19 protein-coding genes, 1 tRNA gene and 2 rRNA genes (1 of these 22 only partly in view) are annotated in these 20844 nt (G+C 55.8%); 20 read left to right on the forward strand and 2 right to left on the reverse strand.

The window, feature by feature from the left end:
- The 15 genes from ACSYTG_RS01895 to ACSYTG_RS01965 all read left to right on the forward strand — a co-directional run.
- Positions 1-1165, forward strand: a 23S ribosomal RNA gene (locus ACSYTG_RS01895); it begins 1576 nt to the left of the window's first position.
- A gap of 112 nt (positions 1166-1277) precedes the next feature.
- Positions 1278-1393 (forward strand): 5S ribosomal RNA (gene rrf, locus ACSYTG_RS01900).
- Positions 1394-1447: 54 nt separating this feature from the next.
- A tRNA-Met gene (locus ACSYTG_RS01905) sits at positions 1448-1524 on the forward strand.
- Positions 1525-1781: 257 nt separating this feature from the next.
- Positions 1782-2924 (forward strand): DUF1176 domain-containing protein, encoded by a 1143-nt coding sequence (locus tag ACSYTG_RS01910; protein WP_489783967.1) that lies wholly within the window; start codon positions 1782-1784, stop codon positions 2922-2924.
- Positions 2925-3467: 543 nt separating this feature from the next.
- Positions 3468-3758: a hypothetical protein gene (locus ACSYTG_RS01915; RefSeq protein WP_489783966.1), complete on the forward strand. Its 291-nt coding sequence runs from the start codon at positions 3468-3470 to the stop codon at positions 3756-3758.
- Positions 3755-4501 carry a tonB-system energizer ExbB gene (gene exbB, locus ACSYTG_RS01920; protein ID WP_489783965.1) on the forward strand — a complete coding sequence of 249 codons (747 nt, stop codon included), beginning with the start codon at positions 3755-3757 and terminating at the stop codon, positions 4499-4501. The genes ACSYTG_RS01915 and exbB overlap by 4 nt, the downstream gene beginning before the upstream one ends.
- Before the next feature lie 5 nt (positions 4502-4506).
- The gene (exbD, locus tag ACSYTG_RS01925; protein WP_354860111.1) at positions 4507-4995 is read left to right on the forward strand and encodes a TonB system transport protein ExbD; all 489 of its coding nucleotides are present in this window, start codon (positions 4507-4509) and stop codon (positions 4993-4995) included.
- An 89-nt stretch (positions 4996-5084) separates the two neighbouring features.
- Positions 5085-5870: an energy transducer TonB family protein gene (locus ACSYTG_RS01930; RefSeq protein ID WP_489783969.1), complete on the forward strand. Its 786-nt coding sequence runs from the start codon at positions 5085-5087 to the stop codon at positions 5868-5870.
- Positions 5871-5912: 42 nt separating this feature from the next.
- On the forward strand, positions 5913-6431 hold the full coding sequence (locus tag ACSYTG_RS01935) for a transcriptional repressor (protein WP_086645819.1): 519 nt from the start codon (positions 5913-5915) through the stop codon (positions 6429-6431).
- A 225-nt stretch (positions 6432-6656) separates the two neighbouring features.
- Positions 6657-7166 carry an RNA polymerase sigma factor gene (locus ACSYTG_RS01940; protein ID WP_415443029.1) on the forward strand — a complete coding sequence of 170 codons (510 nt, stop codon included), beginning with the start codon at positions 6657-6659 and terminating at the stop codon, positions 7164-7166.
- Between the two features lie 136 nt (positions 7167-7302).
- Positions 7303-8268, forward strand: coding sequence for a FecR family protein (locus tag ACSYTG_RS01945; protein ID WP_489783964.1), 966 nt, complete (start codon positions 7303-7305; stop codon positions 8266-8268).
- A gap of 301 nt (positions 8269-8569) precedes the next feature.
- Positions 8570-11035, forward strand: a complete 2466-nt coding sequence (locus ACSYTG_RS01950; RefSeq protein WP_491706438.1) for a TonB-dependent siderophore receptor — start codon at positions 8570-8572, stop codon at positions 11033-11035.
- Positions 11035-11319: a hypothetical protein gene (locus tag ACSYTG_RS01955; protein WP_489783962.1), complete on the forward strand. Its 285-nt coding sequence runs from the start codon at positions 11035-11037 to the stop codon at positions 11317-11319. The genes ACSYTG_RS01950 and ACSYTG_RS01955 overlap by 1 nt, the downstream gene beginning before the upstream one ends.
- Before the next feature lie 3 nt (positions 11320-11322).
- On the forward strand, positions 11323-12876 hold the full coding sequence (locus tag ACSYTG_RS01960) for a PepSY-associated TM helix domain-containing protein (RefSeq protein ID WP_489783961.1): 1554 nt from the start codon (positions 11323-11325) through the stop codon (positions 12874-12876).
- Positions 12873-13199, forward strand: coding sequence for a DUF3325 family protein (locus ACSYTG_RS01965; RefSeq protein WP_489783960.1), 327 nt, complete (start codon positions 12873-12875; stop codon positions 13197-13199). The genes ACSYTG_RS01960 and ACSYTG_RS01965 overlap by 4 nt, the downstream gene beginning before the upstream one ends.
- Before the next feature lie 94 nt (positions 13200-13293).
- Here the strand turns inward: ACSYTG_RS01965 and ACSYTG_RS01970 are convergent, their stop codons facing one another.
- Positions 13294-13509, reverse strand: a complete 216-nt coding sequence (locus tag ACSYTG_RS01970) for a hypervirulence associated TUDOR domain-containing protein (RefSeq protein WP_415443024.1) — start codon at positions 13507-13509, stop codon at positions 13294-13296.
- Here ACSYTG_RS01970 and ACSYTG_RS01975 point away from each other — a divergent pair.
- Entirely contained in the window at positions 13508-14107 is a 600-nt protein-coding gene (locus ACSYTG_RS01975; protein ID WP_489783959.1) for a DUF488 domain-containing protein, read from the forward strand. The two genes, ACSYTG_RS01970 and ACSYTG_RS01975, sit on opposite strands and share 2 nt — an antisense overlap.
- 102 nt (positions 14108-14209) lie before the next feature.
- A complete protein-coding gene (locus ACSYTG_RS01980; RefSeq protein WP_489783958.1) occupies positions 14210-14908 on the forward strand; it encodes an aspartate/glutamate racemase family protein in 699 nt (232 codons plus the stop codon).
- Between the two features lie 71 nt (positions 14909-14979).
- Here ACSYTG_RS01980 and ACSYTG_RS01985 read toward each other — a convergent pair whose 3' ends face one another.
- Entirely contained in the window at positions 14980-15942 is a 963-nt protein-coding gene (locus ACSYTG_RS01985) for a LysR family transcriptional regulator (protein ID WP_158093026.1), read from the reverse strand.
- Positions 15943-16229: 287 nt separating this feature from the next.
- Here ACSYTG_RS01985 and ACSYTG_RS01990 point away from each other — a divergent pair, with 287 nt between their 5' ends.
- From ACSYTG_RS01990 to ACSYTG_RS02000, 3 genes are all read left to right on the forward strand, one after another.
- Positions 16230-18578, forward strand: coding sequence for a TonB-dependent receptor (locus tag ACSYTG_RS01990; protein WP_489783957.1), 2349 nt, complete (start codon positions 16230-16232; stop codon positions 18576-18578).
- An 85-nt stretch (positions 18579-18663) separates the two neighbouring features.
- Positions 18664-20004, forward strand: a complete 1341-nt coding sequence (locus tag ACSYTG_RS01995) for an allantoate amidohydrolase (protein ID WP_489783956.1) — start codon at positions 18664-18666, stop codon at positions 20002-20004.
- Between the two features lie 39 nt (positions 20005-20043).
- Positions 20044-20835, forward strand: coding sequence for a TatD family hydrolase (locus tag ACSYTG_RS02000; protein WP_489783955.1), 792 nt, complete (start codon positions 20044-20046; stop codon positions 20833-20835).
- The last annotated feature ends 9 nt before the right edge of the window (positions 20836-20844 follow it).

Here is a 20844-nt window from a genome sequence, read left to right on the forward strand (position 1 = left end):
GGATAAGCGAGACCCACATTTGGGCAACCATTTGTGGGTGGCACAGACCAGGGGGTAGCGACTGTTTAGTAAAAACACAGGACTCTGCGAAGTCGAAAGACGACGTATAGGGTCTGACGCCTGCCCGGTGCCGGAAGGTTAAGAGGAGGTGTGAGAGCACTGAATTGAAGCCCCGGTAAACGGCGGCCGTAACTATAACGGTCCTAAGGTAGCGAAATTCCTTGTCGGGTAAGTTCCGACCTGCACGAATGGCGTAACGACTTCCCCGCTGTCTCCAGCATCGGCTCAGCGAAATTGAATTCCCCGTGAAGATGCGGGGTATCCGCGGTCAGACGGAAAGACCCTATGAACCTTTACTGTAGCTTTACAGTGGCATCAGAGACATTCTGTGTAGGATAGGTGGGAGGCTTTGAAGCAGGGGCGCCAGTTCCTGTGGAGCCATCCTTGAAATACCACCCTGAATTTTTCTGATGTCTAACCGCGGCCAGTAAGCCTGGTCCGGGACCCTGTATGGTGGGCAGTTTGACTGGGGCGGTCGCCTCCCAAAGTGTAACGGAGGCGCGCGATGGTGGGCTCAGGCCGGTCGGAAACCGGCTGTTGAGTGCAATGGCATAAGCCCGCCTGACTGCGAGAGTGACAGCTCGAGCAGAGACGAAAGTCGGCCATAGTGATCCGGTGGTCCCGCGTGGAAGGGCCATCGCTCAACGGATAAAAGGTACTCTAGGGATAACAGGCTGATCTCCCCCAAGAGTCCACATCGACGGGGAGGTTTGGCACCTCGATGTCGGCTCATCACATCCTGGGGCTGGAGCAGGTCCCAAGGGTTCGGCTGTTCGCCGATTAAAGTGGTACGTGAGCTGGGTTTAGAACGTCGTGAGACAGTTCGGTCCCTATCTGCCGTGGATGTTGGAGATTTGAGAGGATTTGTCCCTAGTACGAGAGGACCGGGATGAACATACCTCTGGTGCACCGGTTGTCGCGCCAGCGGCACAGCCGGGTAGCTAAGTATGGACGGGATAACCGCTGAAAGCATCTAAGCGGGAAACCCACCTCAAAACTAGATCTCCCTGAGGGTCGTGGTAGACCACCACGTTAATAGGCCAGATGTGAAAGCGTGGTAACACGTGCAGCTAACTGGTCCTAATCACCCAATAGGCTCACTCTCACACTATCCTTACGGATAGCCCGTGCACAGAAATCATCCATAACCACGTCACACGCAAAACACCAAAACGCACCAACCGCATCCACACACCCTTATAGGGTAGTCTGGATGACCTGGTGGCCATGGCGGGGAGAGTTCCACCCGATCCCATCCCGAACTCGGCCGTGAAAACCCCCAGCGCCTATGATACTGCGGCTTAAGCCGCGGGAAAGTCGGTCGCCGCCAGGTCTTCCAGTCTACCCTCACAAAACTAAGCCAAAACAAAATCAGCACTCTCTCAACCGCGGGGTGGAGCAGCCCGGTAGCTCGTCAGGCTCATAACCTGAAGGCCGCAGGTTCAAATCCTGCCCCCGCAACCACGCATAAACGTCTGAAAAGACACGACAAACCCGCCCAACCACGGCGGGTTTTTTTGTGGTCAATTCCCCGTGCAGGAAAACGGAAAATCATCCCAGTCTCCTCAGCTAGGCACCAGTAAAAATCTAGACGCAGGGGGTTTGGTAGACACCATCGTCGATTGCTTGCTGGAGTAGGGACAAAATGACTGGAATATGTATCTGCCGCAGCCAAGATTGTCTCGGCTATTGTGGTCACCGAGCAACATGACAGGTCTTGTATGGCAAACAACATTAGGTGTCTGAAAAAAGAAATGAGGCGAGTAGGCCAATGTATGCCTCTATTCTTGCTTTTTCTGATTATGACCGGGGCAGGTCACGCCGCCACGCCATCTTATGATGAATACGGATCCTGGTTGGTTGCATGCGATAATATTTTAACCTGCGAAGCCAAGGGCTTTGTGCAGGGTGATGACGATGTTACTTCGACCACGCCGGATAACAGGCCAATTAATGGATCGGTTGATTTACGCTTTTTCCGTGATGCCGGACCGGATGGTGTGATTGAAGCGCGGCTGATTGCCGGGTTTCCCTTTGATCTGGCAGATTTGCGTGTGGACGGCAGGTCGTTGCTGCTGGATCGTTCGGCATGGTCACTCAACACGCAGGACGGAATCACGACCTTGTCTGGAAAACGACCTGAAGTCGTTGCGGCATTTGTGACGCAGTTGCGGAACGGAACAATGCTGCAGGTACGTGATGGGATTGTGCCATTGAACGGGTTAAGTGCTGCACTGTTGCATATGGATGATCGACAGGGAAGATTGGGCGGTGTAACGGCACTGATTCGCACGGGGACAAAACCAGCCAGCGCCGTCCCTCCCGCGCCATTACTGCCGCCTGCTCCATCCGCTCATCGCTCCATCGTTCTTACCCGCAAAGAGCGGGCCCACTTGCTGGCATGGACAGAAAGAACGCAGGCTAAGCTCATAAAAAAGCAGAGTTGTGATAGCCTGAATAAAGGATCTGATAACCTGCTGGAAACAGGGGTTTACGGGTTGGACAAGAACAATGCACTTATCTTGTTCGGGTGTTCGATGGCGGTATATCAGGGGACGTCCTTGGTTTTTGTCGTCCCGCGCACCGGTAATGGCCAACCTGAGCCCGCCGACTTGCCAAGTCCCGTTCTGATCAAAGGGGATACAGGCGACGAAGGAAGTATTGTGACAAGCCCTGATTTTGACGTGGCGACTGGAACTTTTACGGACTTTTACAAAGGCATGGGGCTGGCTTATTGCGGTGCTTCTCATGAATGGCGGTGGGATGGCCAGCATTTCGTTCTGACAAGGATGACCTTTCAGCTTGGCTGTGGTGGCAGCATGTCGGGTGACAGGCCTGTTCTGTATCGATCGAGGGTCCAGTAAAGAGAACAGAAGGCGGAGCAGGCCGGTTCTGTCTGGACGCTGCCGTTTGCCTGGTATTGTTGCCATGTCATGCAGCAAGCCGGGGAAGACAACCAATCGCAAGCATCGTTGGTTGCCTTTCCCGGCAATCATCTGAAATTGTGCATAAGTCCTTGGTAGGATACATCACCCCGCCCACTCAAGGCGGGTTTTTTGTGGTCAGGACACAGCGGCTGAAGAATCCGGTTTTGTAAACAACTGTATTGTCTACTTCCGCGGTCAAATTTTTGGCCGCCATGACGTCCCTTGCTTTTTCGGCATAGTGCTTTCAGCCGAGCATAATACATGCGCTGATCCAGAGCTGGGGCATATTGGTGTTTGAGCATGTGATCTGGAAAAAAATAAAGTTCAGGGGAAAAAAACGGGGTTCTGATCGTCTTTGTAGGTAAGGGAGTCGTTGTGTGCCGTTTGTAAGCAAGCGGTGAGCCATGAACCTCCTTGATTTCCGACCTGTTCGAAGGCGCGCAGAGACATGGACCGGGCACAATTTTACGCACAATGGAGTTGCGACTTACTCTTACGCGCATTTGTGTGCGTGCCGTGTTCATGACTATCCGCCCATTATGCCCCTGTCTTGCGGCCCATAAATGGACGAGCCTGACCAGCATGCCGTTCCGGCTGATCGTGTGGGTAGTCGGTCTGTTTATTGCATTCGGCCTGCTATCCGCCCCGTTGGGCCATTACGGCAGTTGGCTGGCCTTTTTCTGGGTTGCCCTGTTCATTCCCTCTATCGTTACGGTTATCTGCCTGACCCCGGATTGGTGCAGACCGTCTTCCAAAGGAGGTCTGTCATGACCGATCTTGCCCCTATTGCTTTTTCCCCGTGGGAGATGTTCCTCAACGCGGGGCTGGTGGTCCGTTGTGTGATGATCCTGCTGGTTGTGGCCAGCGTGCTGACCTGGACTATTCTCATTGCCAAATCGGTAGAGCTGCAACGGGTGCGGGTGAGGTTGACCAAGGCAGAACAGGCGCTGGAGCAGGCCAGTACGCTGGAGCTTGGTGCGGCAGACACGCGCCAGAGCCGCATAGCCCATACACTGGTTATGGCTGCTGAAACCGAACGCAAGCGCTCTGCTGATATTCCCGATGACCGCGAGGGCCTGAAGGAGAGGATTGTTCTGCATCTTGAACGGCTGGAAGCAGCTGAAGGCCGCAGGCTTATGCGCGGCACAGGTGTGCTGGCCACAATTGGTGCAACGTCGCCCTTTATCGGTTTGTTTGGCACGGTCTGGGGTATTATGACCTCCTTTACCGGTATTGCTGCCAGCAAGGCCACCAGCCTTGCCGTTGTTGCTCCCGGTATTGCCGAGGCACTGCTGGCAACAGCCCTTGGGTTGGTCGCGGCTATTCCTGCTGTAGTGATTTACAACCATCTTGCCCGCCAAACGGCTACGTGCCGTGCACAGGTCGCGGATATTACAGCGCTGGTGATGCGCCTTGTCTCGCGCGATCTGGGGCGCATGCAGGCGCTGAGTGCTAGCGGGCAGGTGGTGCGGCTTGGTGCTGCGCAGAATGCCCACACGGTTGCCGGGGAGTAAGCGGCATGGTCCGTATCCGCCATACCGATGAAAACCCGCATGAAGCCAGCGAGATCAATGTTACGCCGTTTATTGATGTCATGCTGGTTCTGCTGGTGATTTTTATGGTCACGGCTCCGCTGACCACGGTGAACGTGCCAGTGGACCTGCCCTCCTCGGCCGAGAAGCCGACACCGCGACCGGATGATCCAGTGTTCCTGACCGTCAAGGCCGACCATGGTCTGGCGCTGGGGGAAGATGACATCACCACGGACGGTCTGGCGGGTGCATTGGACGGTGCGACCAAGGGCAACAAGGACGAGCGCATTTTTCTGCGGGCCGACAAAACGGTTGATTACGGCACATTGATGGGCGTGATGGATAAGCTGCGCGCTGCCGGTTACCTCAAGGTTGCCCTCGTGACCCTTCAGGGGCAGGAGGAAGGGAGCGTGACAGGCATAACGCCTGTGCTGCCGCCCGGTAATGCGTCCCCCACATCTGGGGCCGCACCGTGAGGAGCACGGTCGAGAGGGAAGGCAAGGGGACTGCTAAAGGTGCTGAGACAACAGTCTTTGCGTCTTTTGCCGACTGGCAGCGTGCGCAGATGCGTCTGGTCCGGCGAGAGGACGCATTGCGTTGGGGCTTGTCCTTTCTGGCCGTGCTCGCCGTCAGTGGTGGGGTGGTCTGGTGGATTACGCGTTTGCCGCCACCAGTTGTGGCTGTGCCAGAGCCGCCACCAGCAGCGATTGCTATTGATATGGCACCAGAGCCGGTCTCGACACCAACGCCGCCGACCGACCTGCCACCGGGGCCACAGCAGACCCAGTCCATCCCCGATCCCGCACCAGTGGAGCCGCCAAAGGTCACGGCCCCGCCATCCCCCGCGCCCAATCCACCAGTGCCGGTGCCAAAACCGGAAAAGCCGAAAAAAATTGTGAAGAAACACAAACCGGTGCCAATGCTCGAAAAGCCCATACCGGACAAGACACCGCCAGCCGAGACCACAACCGCACCCCCATCCTCGGATGTGCCGCCGGCTCCAACACAGGCCGCACCTGCCCCCGGTGCTTCGTCCGCCAAGGCAACGCACGACCCGGTTACATGGCAGGGTGCGTTGCTGGCACAGTTGGAAAAATTCAAGCGCTACCCGTCCGATGCCATGGCGGACCGTCAGGAAGGCGTGCCGACGGTCACCTTCTCCATGGACCGAAAAGGCCATGTGCTCTCGGTGACACTGGCCAGCAGTTCGGGCCATCCGCTACTGGATCAGGAGGCGGTGTCCCTTCCCAAACGCGCCCAGCCTCTGCCCATCCCGCCCGATAGTGTTGCTGGGGACCCCATAACCCTGACCGTTCCCGTCGAGTTTTACATCCATGCGGGTGAAAACTGACGTTTTCATATGTTTATCCCTGATCGTGACAGGATCAAAACCATGCTCGCCTTTTTTGAACATCGTCGTTCTCCGCCAGTTCTGAACCAGATCCGCCCCGGCATGGGGGCCAGTTGCAGTGCCGTGCGCAGGCTGGAGGAACGCTGTGAGGAACTCGGGATCAAGATGACAGACCTGCGGCGTATTCTGCTGCACGGGATTTTGGAAGCCGGGCCGCAGACGACGGCTGTGGAAATATGGAAAACGCTGGACCGGATGATGGCGTATGGCCATGCCCCGTCACAGGGGTCTATCCAACGTAACCTGAACCTGTTTGTCGATCGGGGCATCCTGCGCAGGGATGTTACGGCCGACCGGCAGTGGCATTACAGTATAGCGCCGGAACGCAGGGCCACTTTGGCCATGACTTTTGTAGATGCGGGCACAGGGCAGAAAATTGCATGTAACGCGCCAGAAATTGTAACCCTGCTGCGCCGGGTAGCTGCCGAACATGGTCTGGCGGTGCAGACTGCTGCCATTACGGTTGCGCCATCAGCCGGGCAGGAACTGGATGCCTGCTGAGAAAAACTGAATATTTTTGGTTTGCCCCGCGCTTGCCGGGAACACTCCGGCTGCTGCTGCCGCCATGCTGCTGTGGCTGATGGTGTTTTTGTGTCTTCCAAAAGCTGCCTGTGCTTTTGCTCCGGACCCGGTTGCGGTGCAGGACAGTTTATGGCATCGAGTTGAGAAGCAGTATCAACTCCGCACCTGACGTAAAGTGATTGGAGCCTCTGGAGGGGCCTCGCGTTGAACCGGAAGCGCACATCTCTGGAGCTTTATCAAACCCACCGGGCCAGCCTGTTATCGTACGCTGCCCGTCTTTCGGGGGACAAAACACTCGCGGAGGATATTGTTCAGGATGTCTGGCTGCTGTTCAGCCGGCAGCAGATCGAGACGATCGCCGCACCGTTGAACTATCTCCGCACGATGGTCCGCAACCTCGTGATTACCCGCGCGCGCAGGCAGAGGGTTGAAGGCACCGCAGGCACGGATTTTGATGTAGCAACTGCGGGAATAGCGGACGGGCAGGTCTCACCGGAAGAAAACGTGGCATCGCGCGAGGCAATGCAGCGTATTATGGATGCAATAGCCGCCATGCCCGACCCACGCCAGCGTCAGGCGATCCGCATGTACCATTTTGAGGGCATGAAACTTCGGGAAATTGCCGCGCATCTCGGCCTGTCTCTTACACGTGTCCATGGCCTTATTGAAGACGGTATGGTGATTTGTGACCGTGTCCGTAAGGAGGGGCAGTAGCGTCACGTGTCTTTTCACATTCGACGGAAAAAACGCTTCCACCGCGCATCTGTAACAATAGATGGCTTTTCAGCTTCTGCTCCACGCAGGAGGCAGGACTGGCCGCTATCGTGCGCCTTGGGGGGCTTTGCTTGCCATGACTGAACCAAAAACGCCAGCGCAGGCCGCCGCTGGCTGGTACCTTTATCTTCGGGAGGACCCGGATGATGAAGAGCTGCAAAGCCGGTTTGAGGAATGGCTCGCGCGTGATCCTGCCCATGTGCAGGCATGGGGGGAGATGCATGTTACCGCCTCCGTTATGGCGGAAATCCCCCACGCCCTGCATGTGTCGCCCGCTATAACGCCAGCGCCCGTCCTGCGGATGCGCAGACGCGTGTTTGCGCGTAAGCCCGTGTTTGCGTGTGGTCTGGCACTTGTGGTGGCCTGTGCAGCCATGATCTTCCTGACACCGGACATGCTGGTGCGGCTTCGGGCGGACCATTACGCACCCGTTGCCGAAACGCGCGATATACGGCTGGCAGATGGCAGCGAGATCATACTCGCCCCGCAGGCCGCTATTTCAATCACGATGAACGCATCGGAACGGAGTATTCATCTGCTGCAGGGCGAGGCGCTGTTTACCGTCCACCATGACCCCGCACGGCTCTTTCGTGTTACCACCGGCAATGCGGTCATAACCGATATCGGGACGGTTTTTGATGTTAGCGCGGATGGTGCCGCCACGGTTGTTGCCGTGCGGGAAGGACGTGTGCGTGTTACCGCACGCCGCTCGGCATCTGCTGGCAGGGAACTGCATGCCGGGGAGTGGGAACGTGTTGCTGGTGCGGCTTCCTCCTCCGGGGAAGTGCCGGTTGCAGCTATTGGTGCCTGGTGTGATGGCACATTGGTTGCCCGGAACGAGACAATCGGCAAGCTGATTGAGGCCCTTCGCCCATGGACCTCTACCAGAATTATCCTGACTGACAGTAAGCTGGCGGAAAAGCGGGTGACCGGCACCTATGACCTGCACCAGCCCGAAGCCTCCTTACGCCAGATTGTGGATGCCTATGGGGGGCATGTGTCGTCCTGGATGACGTGGGTTGATCTTGTCACGGCGCGCTGAAGCGCCAGCTGTGTGGCGTGCCGGAAAATATATCTTTTAATTCTAGCTGAATCAGAGGCTTACGGCATTGAAGCCGTGATGGCAGAAAAAAATTTACCAAAAAAGGGAAAAACAGCGCCGCTGCGGCATCTGTCTAGTCGAAAGATACAAATGCGAATGAATTGCAAGTTACGGAAAAGGCGACTGGGCAAGAATGGCACATACTACGGCAGCAGAACCATCTGGCGCGCGGGCCAGGTCATTTTATAACGGGAAGAACACACCATCAGGTTCGGGGAAAAAAGCCTCTCAGGGCAGGGCCGTGGCTATTCTCGCGCTTGCTACGAGTACGGCGCTTACGTCGCTGGTATCAGGCAAAGTTCTTGCACAGACCGTGGTTTCCAATGCGCCCCAGGGTGCCGGGTCGGCGGTCCAGTCCAATGCGCCTGCTATATCCTTTAATATTCCGCATGGCTCCCTGTCCGATGCGCTGGTGTCTTTTAGTGAGCAGGCCCATGCCCCGCTGACATCACAGGCCCCCATGCTTTCCGGCAAGGTGAGCACGGGGCTTCAGGGCAGTTTTACAGCGTCTGAAGCACTTTCGCGGCTTTTGCAGGGGAGCGGACTTACGTTTTTGCAAACCGGCCCGCATGTTTACAAGATTGTTCCGGTATCTTCCGCAATCATGCTTGGCCCGGTGCGTGTTGGCGGCACCGTGCGCGATGCAGTTCCCTCCACGGCTATGATAGGCAACCTGCCACCGGCCTTGCCGGGGGGAGAAATCGCGCGAGGCGGGCAGCTTGGCATGCTGGGCAACCGGGATGTCATGGACACACCGTTTAACCAGACAAGCTACACTGAAGAGTTTATCGAAAAACGCCAGATCAGAAGCATACGTGACGCCTTAAAAGATGACCCGTCCGTGCGAGCCGGATTTGCAACCGGAAGTTCGGGGGTGGAAAGGTTGCAGATCCGCGGCTTCAATATTGATAACGTGGATATATCCTACGGTGGCCTTTACGGAATGATGCCTTTTGGCGGCATTACATCCGAACTGGCGGAGCGGGTGGAAGTGCTCCGTGGCCCGGCTGCATTGCTCAATGGCATGTCGCCCGGTGGGGCGGTCGGGGGTGTTGTCAACATTGTGCCCAAGAGAGCACATGATAAACCGCTTTCAAAAATTGAAGCCGATTACTCCTCCAATGCCCAGTTTGGTGGGCGTGCGGACCTGGGCAGGCGTTTTGGCAAGGAAAAACAGCTTGGTGTGCGCCTTAACGGGATGATCCGCTCCGGCCCCACAGCCATTGCCCATAATGATATGAAGACCGCACTGGTTGGTGCTGGTGTTGATCTTCGCCTTCATCGTGTCCGGCTTTCAACCGATTTTGGGTATCAGTACCGGGATATTGAAGGTGTCGTGCCGTTTTTCCAGCTTGCTTCAGGCGTTCCGGTTCCAGACGCCGGGCGTGCAAAACGAAACTTCAATCTGCCCGGCACCTACGTACATGGTGAGGATTTTTTTGGCGTCTTTCGTGGGGAGGTTGACCTTTTCCGCAACTTTACCGCTTACGGCAGCGTGGGGGCGCATGATTACACTTTAAGGAGCGCTTACTTTCAGCAGGTCGTTGTAAACGATGCCGCAGGGAACTCACGCGGTGCCACCCCAGTCGGGGTTGCGCAGCATGGGCGCTACCTGACCGCCGAGGTTGGCGTGCGGGGCAAGGTAGAAAGTGGCCCCATTACGCAGGAGCTGGCATTTTCCGCCAATCGTATGCACCTTGATTTTGGGCGTGCGTTTGGAACCAATACGGGCCTGCCTGCCTATAATCTTAATGTTTATAGTGGTGCAGATAAGTTTTTATATGGGAATAAAATATCCATTCCCGGCAGCGCGGGTCGGACAAGTTATTCAACATTATCCAGCCTTGCATTTGTTGATACGCTTTCCGCGCTGGATAAGCGTATTCAGGTCACGGGTGGTTTGCGTGTGCAGCGGGTCCAGAGTGCCAATACCGGTTCGGATCATGTTGGCACAAAAACCGGTGTTTATGACAAAACGGCGATTAGTCCTTCTGTTCTGGCGGTTTTCAAACCCCTGAAAAATGTTGCAATTTACGGCAACTGGATTCAGGGCCTGCAGCAGGGAACCACCGTTTCCACAAATTATGCCAACTCGGGCGAGATTTTTGCGCCCTATAAATCCACCCAGTATGAAGTTGGCATAAAGGCGGATCTGAAAAAGTTTATTCTGACCTTTGATGTCTTCCAGATAACCCAACCGAGTACGGTCACCAACGTCAACACCAACACCATGTCGGTGGATGGCAAGCAGCGCAATCGTGGGCTTGAACTGAATATTGCTGGTGAAATCACGCACGGGTTGCGCGCAACAGGCGGTCTGATGCTCCTCGACCCCGTTCTGACGCATACACAAGGTGGTGCCAATAATGGCCAGCGGGCGGCCAACACATCCCCCGTCAACTTTAATATGGGGCTGGACTACGACCTGCCTTTTGTCAAAGGGCTGTCTGTGACTGCGGATGTCATGTACACCCATTCGGAATATATCGAAAACGGCAAGAACCGCCGCAGCATACCCGGTTGGGTAAGGCTGGATATGGGTGCGCGTTACGTCATGCAGAACCCGGCATCAAGGGACGGGAAGCTCTCCTTCCTTCTGAATGTCGATAATATAACCAATGAGCGTTACTGGAATTCGGGTGGGTATAATTACCTTTCGCTCAGTGCGCCACGTACGGTGCGTTTTGCGGTAATGGCGGATTTCTGATGAGCGCGTCCCCGTTTCAGGTGGCTGCCAGAACTGTGCTTGCCATTGGTGGAGGGTATCTGGCGTCATCCTCCGCCATGGTCATTTTCTGCCTTCTTCTCGGCAGTGCAGGCGTTGCACGTGCAGATGTGGTGACACTCAGCATCCTGCTTGTTTTTGTGTTGTATGTCTGTCTGGTTCTTTGGGTTTTTGCCGCGCGGGTGTTGTGGCTGCCGGTTATGGTGTTTTCTCTGCTCGCGGCTGCCAGTTACGTGCTGATGTCCTTTTCCGGGCATGGGGGGTAAGCGATGGAGCCGGATTTTCGCCGTTCCATGGGGTGGCTGCATACCTGGGCGGGTGTTGTGCTGGGCAGCGTTCTTTTTGCCATCTTCTGGATGGGCACGCTTTCGGTTTTTGACAGTGAGATTGATCTGTGGATGAAACCGGCCACGCGCATGGCCCATGCCGATAATATGCTGCCGCTGGAGAGTTTTCGGTCATCGCTTGATGAAGCAGCTGCGGCAAAAGCATCCTTTTGGAATGTGATCCTCCCCAATGATCGGGATGCAGTGTTCCATACACATTACGGCACCAGACAAAAAATGATCAGTCGAGATATTGATCCTGTAACAGGGCACGTATTGCCTGATTCCGGAACACTGGGGGCTACGGAATTTATTTTTCCATTTCATTACACGCTTAATCTTGAACTGATGAACCTTGGGGAATGGATTGTGGGGCTGGCGTCCATGGCCATGCTTATCCTGTGCATTACCGGTGTTATCATTCATCGCAAGATATTTGCGGATTTCTTTACATTCCGCTCTCGGGCAAAGTCGCGGCGGATGTTGCTGGACCTGCACAATATCTCTGGTGTGCTTGGCTTGCCTTTTCACATTATTCTAACGTTTTCCGGGCTGGTTATTCTGGGGGCAACCTATTTTCCTGCTGGTGTAACCGCAGTTTATCCCAACACACGTGCGTATTTTTTTGAGTCAAACGGTCTGTCGTTCCTTTCCGTAAAACACGGAAAACCCGGCGCATCTGGTGTGTCACTTGATGAGACAGCCATGAAGGCACGCGCTTTATGGGGGGGGGATGAGCCACATCTGGTGCTGGTAGCCAATCCGGGCATGACAACAAGCCGGATTGCCTTTTTCCGGGGGAACGAAAATCAGGTTGTCAGTGACCGGGATGTTATCGCGTTTGACGGTTCTACGGGCAAGCTCCTCTCCCGTGCACCGCACCTGACACCCATCATGCGCTCGCAGCGTTTTCTGAGCGGCCTGCATCTTATCGAGTTTCATCACTGGGTATTGCGGTGGATTTATTTTGTGCTCGGGTTAGGGAGCTGCGTGCTGATCGCGACCGGTTTTCTGTTCTGGATGGAATCTCGCCGGAAAAAGCAGGAAAAGCAGATTGGTTTCCGTCTGGTGGAGGCTATAGCAGCAGGTTCCGTAACCGGGATTATCCTTGCAACTCTGGCGTTCCTCGCCGCCAATCGCTTGTTACCGCACGGGGCGCAAATGTTCGGGCTGGAGCGGGCATCGCTGGAGGTCTGCGCGTTCTATTTGGTCTGGTTGGGGGCATTTGTGCATGGCTGGGTGCGAAGCACTCGGGTGTGGACTGAACAAAGTGCTGCAATTGCCGTTCTCGCTCTTGCGGTGGCGGTTCTGAACTGGCTCACCACAGGTGACCATCTGGTGCGCACGCTGTCTCACCGTTATCTCTGGCCGGTGGCGGGGGTGGATATGGTGTTGCTTGTGGGCGCGGTGTTGGCCTTGCTGGCGGCACGGCACCTGTCCCACCGGGTGCGTAACACAGTGGTATCCATCCGCCCGGCAGGGGAGCAGGCTGCATGATACGTTATGCCCTGTTCTACCCGGCCCTTGGGTTGTTGCTGTTCCTTGCGTTTGCGCTACTGGCGTTGACGCAGTTCCCGCATCGCCGTGCTGTGGGGCTGGCAGAGCTGCCCCTTTACAATGCCGTCTGGGTGCGGCTGGCAGCTGGAGTGCTCGTGGTGCTGGCACTTGTTCTGGCGGTCAGGCATGAAGGGGGAGGGTTCGGGGTTCTGCTCTGGGCCGGTTTGGTATCGTTTACCACCTGCCTTGTCGCATTGGTTCTGAGCTGGCGGCCCTTACTGTTGGCCTGGCTGGCGCGGTTAATGCCCACCCCGCGCCCATAGCAACATGCCTGAAAAACCAAAGGAAAAGCCACCCCTAAGGGTGGCTTTTTGCGTTCGGGCTGATGGTGCAGGTAGGGGAGGTATTGCGGAATATTTACTCCCCAATGGTCAGGGCTGAACCTTTATGGAATGCTATATGCGTGGTTTTAAGGCTCTCAATCTCGTATTGTGGTTCTGTCAGCGTTGCGTGATGTTGATAGCCGTTGACCAGAAAAGGGGTAAAATGGATCGCTCTGATCCGCCCGCTCACGTGTCCGGCCTCTGAGTTCCAGGATACGATGTCTCCGATTTTGAAAGACTGTAATGGCATGAAAAACTCCAAATCCAGCATGGACCATAAAAGAGAGTTGAGCATAGCTGTTACCAACCCCTTTTACACTATTGGACATTCAACGCTCTTGCTGAAGGACTTTATTGCGCTCCTGCGGCATTATGGCGTGACGCTGGTGGCGGATGTGAGGGCTTTTCCATATTCCCGCCGTGACCGTGATTATGACGGAACAAACCTTCTGCCAGAGCTGGCAGCTTATGGAATAGGGTATAGCCACTTTCCGGCATTGGGTGGCCGGAGGCCACGGTCCAAAACGGTGCCGGTCAACACCAATGCATTCTGGCGTGTGCAAAGCTTCCATAATTACGCGGACTACGCTCTGGGAGAAGATTTTCACCTTGGGCTCACCCAGCTGATACAGGCCGGGCAGCATGCCACTGTTGCGATCATGTGCGCGGAGGTGCTCTGGTGGCGTTGCCACAGGCGGATTATTACAGATTACCTTTTGGCCAATAGCGTAAAGGTTTTTCATATTCTGTCCATGTCAAATGTGGTGCCGGCAGGTTTGACAGAAGCCGCTGTCGTTGATGATAACCACCGTATTACCTATCCGCAGGGTGAGAGCGTGCCAAAATAAAAATAAATACTTTTTACAGAACGCAGGCCTTGCACGGTGGATACCTGTAGGGCCAGCCTTACCAAGAATAATGTATAACCTGCATATTAAGGGCCAATGATCATGAAGAAACTGGGTTTGATCGGTGGAACAGGGCCAGAGTCCACCCTTATTTATTACAAAAAACTGGTTTACGGTGCGAACCAGTTGGTGGGGAAAGACTTTTTCCCTAACCTGAGTATAGAAAGCCTGAATGTTTTTGATGTTCTCAAATACTGTGCCGCGCGGGATTATCCTGCGCTCACGCAGTATCTGATGCAGGGCATTGATAATCTTGTGGCCGCAGGGTGTGAGGTTGTGTCCCTTACCGGGAATACACCCCATATTGTTTTTGACGCATTGCGCGCGCAATCCTCTGTGCCGCTGGTGAGTATTATTGAAACGGCCCGAGATGCAGCAAAAAAACGCGGCTTTAAAAAGCTGGGTTTGCTGGGCACGCGCTTTACCATGGAAGAGGATTTTTTTAAAAAACCCTTCAGGGATGCGGGTATGGAAATTGTAACTCCTGCCGGGTGCGACTTTGATTTTGTTGTGTCAAAAATATCCGAGGAGTTGGAACACGGTCTTGTTAAACCAGAAACACAGGAAGGGTTTTTGAATATTATTCAAAAACTGGTAGCAGAATCCGGCATAGATGCCGTGGTGCTGGGGTGTACGGAACTGCCGCTGCTGTTTAATGGACTCCATCCAGCAATCCCGTGCCTGGATACGCTCGAAATCCATGCAGAAGCTCTGCTTGGGGCTATGGAACTGTCACGCTGAACATGCTGCATTGGCGCAGGCCGGTGCGGGGGAAAGTGCGCATTGGGGGGTATGGTCCGGGGGTATGGGGGTTATTCCGCCTTGCCTCCATCCCCCACGAGTTTGGGCTTTCCCAGAAACTGCTGGGGGTTATTGTCAAATCCTTGGAATATTTTTTTGAATTTCTCAATAATGAAGTGCGCGCTGGGGGATAGAACGCGTGTTTTGGGGATAATGAGCGAGAGTTTCTGCGTTGCCAGCTTGGTTTCGTTCAGCTCAATAAACCGGGCTTCATCTTCATTATAATGGCCAAAGGCATCCAGATCACGCATGATCGCAATGCCCAGATTTTTTTTCACCATATCGCAGACAAGCGCAATATTGTTGGAATTAAAGACAATATCGTAAGGCATGTCTGTTTCTTCCAGCAGTTCCTTGACCAGACGCCACAATGTGGTGGATGAATCCGGTGCCACAATGGGGTAGCCGGTGCAGTCCGTGACCCGCACATCCTCCATGCGGGTAAGCGGGTGGTCACGCGGTACCAGCACACCAAGGCGGGACAGGGCCTCGGCCTCCACACTCAGTCCGGCAAAGGATGGGGGGTCAAATGTAACCCCCAGATCGCAGTCTCCCGCCCGGAGCAGGATGGCAGCAGTTGCGGCGGTGGCAACAGTTACCTTAAAGCGCAAACCCGGGCTGTCATCATGCAAAAGCATGATCACGGAGGGAATGAAGCTGACAGCCAGACCATCGGCCACAGCAATGCGGACTTCTCCCCCGCGTGCGTTTTTAAGTTCGGCCAGATGGCGGTGCAGGGCGGCCTCCTCCTTGCCCCAGCGGGTGAGCTGGTGAAAAACCGCCTCGCCCGCAGCGGTTAGCCGCACACCGCCGGAAACCCGGTCAAACAGCCGCACACCCAGTGTTTCTTCCACATTCAGGATCTGCCGGTCCACGGCTGAGGCGGCAATATGCAGGTGCTCGGCTGCCTTGCGGATGGAGCCATGGTGGATGACTTCCTGAAAATAACGGGAAAACTTGGTCAGGAGCACCATGGCCATAGTCCTTTTGCTGGGTGTGCGTCTTTTGGAACCTGTTGGTGAGAACAGTTAACGGCAAATCAAGAATAAACATAATCATTTCTATACCGCACCAAAAAAGAGTCCGCACGTGCAGAAAAAGGCTACACAACGTGCAGAATTTAGCGCTTCCAAAAAGACGGGCAGAAACGATACGTTGCATAAGCAGAACAATAAGTTTGAACAAACTGCGGACGGGCTAGACAAAAAAGAACTTGAAAACAGTTTTTTAGGCGGAAGGCTGTAGGGGGCGGGCACAAGCAATGCAAATTTTTTCGTTAAAGCACAGGCTGTTCGTATCGGCGTCGGGCATTCTGGTTTTGGCAGCACTCCATGACACGGCACGCAGTGCTGGTGCGGCAACAGCGGGGCGTGTGCAAACACCAGACCGGGTGGTGGCAAGCGGGCATAAACCCCATGCAAAGTCTGCCCTGCAGGCGCAGAATAAGGAAAATATTGACGTTACATCCAACCGGCAGTCTGTCAGCCTGTCCGTGGATGGCGGGGGCGGGATGATGCGGCGTGAAACAGCCGCCTATTCTGTACAAACGGTTACAAAGCAGTTTATTGACCAGAAAAGCCCCACAAGTAGTGTGCTGGACCTGGTCAAGACCATGCCAAGTCTTAACGTCTCCTCGGCGGATACATCTGGTATGCATGGTGGGGGCATAGAAAGCCGCGGCCTGACAGATGCCGACATGGCTATTCTGCTTGATGGCGTGCCCGCAAGCAGTGCGGGCTACATTGACCAGAATGTGGATTCCGAAAATCTGGAGCGTATTTCCGTCAGCCCCGGTGCCTCCGCGCTGGAAGCCCCGGTAACCACAAGTGCAGGGGGTGTCATGCGTGAGGAAACCCTGACTCCCTCCCACAGAATGGGCGGGACGATGGATTTCTCCTACGGCACAAACAACCTCTCTCGCGAGTTCCTGCGCTTGCAGTCGGGGGATATTGGCAACACGGGTGTGCGTTTTTACGTATCGGGTTCGCACACGCATGCCCGGCAGTGGATGGGTGCTGGCACAAATGACCGCCAGCACATTGACTTTGGTCTGCAAAAAGATTTTCAGAACGCATCAAGTGTTAAAATGTATTTTTCGTGGAACAACAACCAGATCATGGTTGATAATTACGCAACGGAAGAACAGTTCAAGGCCTACAAGCACACTGGAGCGGGCTATAACCACAGCGGTTACAGCACAACAGGCGGGAACGATAACTACTGGAAAAACAATATCTCGCACTTCAACACGGTTTTTCTGGTCATGCCGGTGCATGTGGTGCTGAGCAGAAAGCTCACGCTGGATGTGACGCCCTATTTTTACGATGCTCTTGGGTGGGATAGCTGGGGTATCGGGCAGTCCTCTGCCGGGCAGTATAGCTTGGGCAACGGGAGCGCTCTGCCCGGCGGGCAGCAGCTTGTGCAGGCATGGAATGCCTATAGCCAGCCCGATGTGGGTGTAACCGCCAAACTGGGTTATGACATTGACAGCCATAACCATTTTTCGGTCGGGTACTGGTATGCCAACAATTTTTCCAAAATCGGATTCCCGATCAATGTGTCCTATAGCGGGGCTACAACGCCGGGTAACCCCCATACTGCGCTCTATACGGCAGATGGCAAGCGTGCGCTGGCCGGGCTGACCAACACGGGCTACGAAATCCACTCGATTTTTGTGCAGGACGAAGCACGTTACCTGCATAACAAGCTGCGGATTAACGCAGGCTTCAAGTTCATGATGACAAATTACTGGATGAAGAACCTGCTGGCATCGTCCTCCACGTCAAACGCGCATCTGGGGGCAAACTCCACGGTGCCTTTGCCGCAGCTTTCCATTTCGTATGATATTGACGACCACAGTCAGGTTTATGTGCATGGGGAAGGGGACTTCCGCCAGCCAGACCCCTCGGCCATTCAGGCCGTGACCGGCATGCCCAAAAACCAGTATTCGATCAAGGAGGAGCTGGGGTACCGCTACCACGACAAGTATGTGATGCTCGATCTGTCCCTGTTCAACTACAACATTACCAACAGGTTGATGAGCACCTATCTGGGTGGTGGCGTGTTTGGCACGGCCAATGCAGGCAACCAGACCGTGCGTGGCTTTGACCTTATGGTGGCGGCCCGGCCGATCCACCATTTTAGCCCCTATGCGTCGTTTGAATACCTGCACGCAACGCTGGATTCCAACGTGCCATATGGGGGGAGCTACCTGCGGACCAAAGGGCATGAAGCCCCAATGGCTCCCAAGGTCATGGCCAATTTTGGCCTGTCGTATGATGACACGCACTTTTTTGGAAACTTTGCCCTGCATTATGCCAGTTCCCAGTCTGTAACCCTGACGGGGGACCAGCGTATGCCCGGCTACGTAACGGACAGCCTGAGTGTTGGGTATCGCTTCAAGCCGTTCTCTTTCCTCAAATCACCTACGTTTAAAATGAACTTTCAGAACCTGACCGGGGCCGTGGTGCGCACGGGGCCGGTGGGTATTGCAACAAACGCCACACAGGGGCAGCTGCTGGATGGCACAACCCTGGCTGCGGGGAGTGGGGCACAGTTTTACGTTCTGCCACGCTTTAGCATGACGGGAACAATTTCCACGGATTTCTGAAGCAATAATAAAAAGGCCGCTCCGCACAGACCTTTCCCACACACCGGTAGGTGGAACAGGGCAGGGGCGGCCTTTGTGGCATGGCGTGCAGAATGCCGCCGGGATTGAGTGCCGGTTTACGTTGGTGGTTGAGATGAACAAGCTGGAGCGGATTGTCGAGCACGATGCAGGGGCGCGTGCGGTCAGACGGTGTGAAGAACTCGGGTGCGAACCTTATAGCGATATGCGTGGCGGCCTGTTTCGCCCTTACCTTGGGGCTGCACACAAAGCCGCCATGGCCACATTGCGGGGGTGGATGCACGATGCAGGCATGAGCGTGCGCACGGACCCCGCAGGCACGGTTATTGGCCGGTACGAGGGGGCAGAGGCCAACGCTCCCGCACTGCTGATCGGCTCGCACATAGACAGCGTGTGGAACGGCGGTTTTTACGATGGCGCGCTGGGGGTCATGCTGGGGGTGGAATGTGTGGCCGCCTTTGCAAGCCGTGGCATACGCCTGCCTTTTGCCCTGGAGGTTGTGGCTTTTGGGGATGAGGAGGGGTCACGCTTCCCGCTGTCCATGCTGGGTTCCCGGGCCATGGCGGGCAAGGCCGTGGGGGATGTCAGCCAGATGCGTGACCGCACCGGTGCAACATTGCACGAGGCCATGCGCGGTGCAGGGCTGGATGTTGGCAGAATGGGCGAGGCCCGGCGCAATCGGCAGGACATACTGGCCTATCTGGAAGCACATATTGAGCAGGGCCCCGTGCTGGAACATGCGGATGCCCCATTGGCGGCCGTGTCTGCCATTGCCGGTATCCAGCGGTTTTATGTTCGCGTGCAGGGGCAGGCAGGGCATGCAGGCACCGTGCCGCTCTCCATGCGCCGCGATGCGCTGGCTGCTGCGTGCGAGATGGTTCTGGGCATAGAGGCACTGGCCCGCGCGCATGTGGATGATTTTGTGGCTACCGTGGGCAAGATCGAGGCGCATCCGGGGGCGGTGAATGTTATTCCCGGCAGTGCCAGCCTTTCGGTGGAAATCCGCTCGGCGGATGCGCAATGCCTTGAGCGTGCGTTTTTGCAGGTAAAGGAACTGGTGGGCGGCATTGCCGAGCGCCGCCATGTGGGGTGGGAGGTGCAGGACCACCAGACCTTTGCCCCCGCCCCCTGCGATGGCCGGCTGGTTGACCTGCTGCGTTCGGGCATAAAGGCGGAGGGTATGCCCGAGCATGTTCTGGTCAGCGGTGCTGGCCATGATGCCATGATGATGACGGACTGGGTGCCCACGGCCATGCTGTTCCTGCGCAGCCCCGGCGGCATAAGCCACCACCCCGATGAGAGCGTGATCGTGGCGGATGTGCAGGCAGCCTTTGCCGTTATGGTTAATTTTATTACGCGCCTGCCGGAAGTGCTTGATATTTCGGCTAGACAGGGCACGGTAGTATGATCCGGCCTTGCAACAAACCCCATAACGGGAGGACGCAGCATGCATCTGGTTGACAGTCATTGCCACCTTGAGTTTTCCGAGCTTGCGGGGGATCTGGACGCGGTCATGCAGCGGGCGCGCGCGGTGGGTATCCGCCGGTTTGTCAGCATTGGTACCAGTGTGCATGATTTTGCAAAGGTGCTGAAAAAAGCGGAGGAGATGGACGATGTCTTCTGCTCCGTAGGCACCCACCCCCACTGGGCGGATGGGGAAACCGACGTGCAGGTGCAGGACCTTGTTGCCCACGCCGCCCACCCCAAGGTGGTGGGCATAGGCGAGGTGGGGCTGGACACGTTTTTTACCACGGCCTCGTGGGATGCGCAGATGCGCAATTTTCTGGTCCATATAGAGGCCGCCCGGCAGACGCAGCTGCCCCTGATCATCCATTCCGTCAAGCAGGATGCGGCCATGGAGCAGGTCTTGCGTGAGGAGGATGCCAAAGGGCGTTTTCCGGTGGTCATGCACTGTTTTTCAGGCGGCCCGGCTCTGGCGCGGGCCAATGTGGAGATGGGGCATTACCTCTCGTTCTCCGGCCTGCTCACCCATGAGGGGAATGATGGCATGCGCGCTATTGCCGCCAGCCTGCCCGCAGACCGTATTCTGATCGAGACAGACGCGCCATCTCTGGCCCCCGAACCCTACGCGGACCAGCGGAACGAGCCCGCCTACCTTGTGCATACGCTCAGGGTTCTGGCCGGGTTGCGCAAGGTCACCCCCGAGGAGCTAGCCCGGCAGACAACGGAAAACTTCTTCCGTATCTTTCGCAAAGTTCCAGATTTTTCTTTGGTATAATGGATCATG

It is taken from the genome of Acetobacter sp. ESL1128, assembly GCF_058505085.1.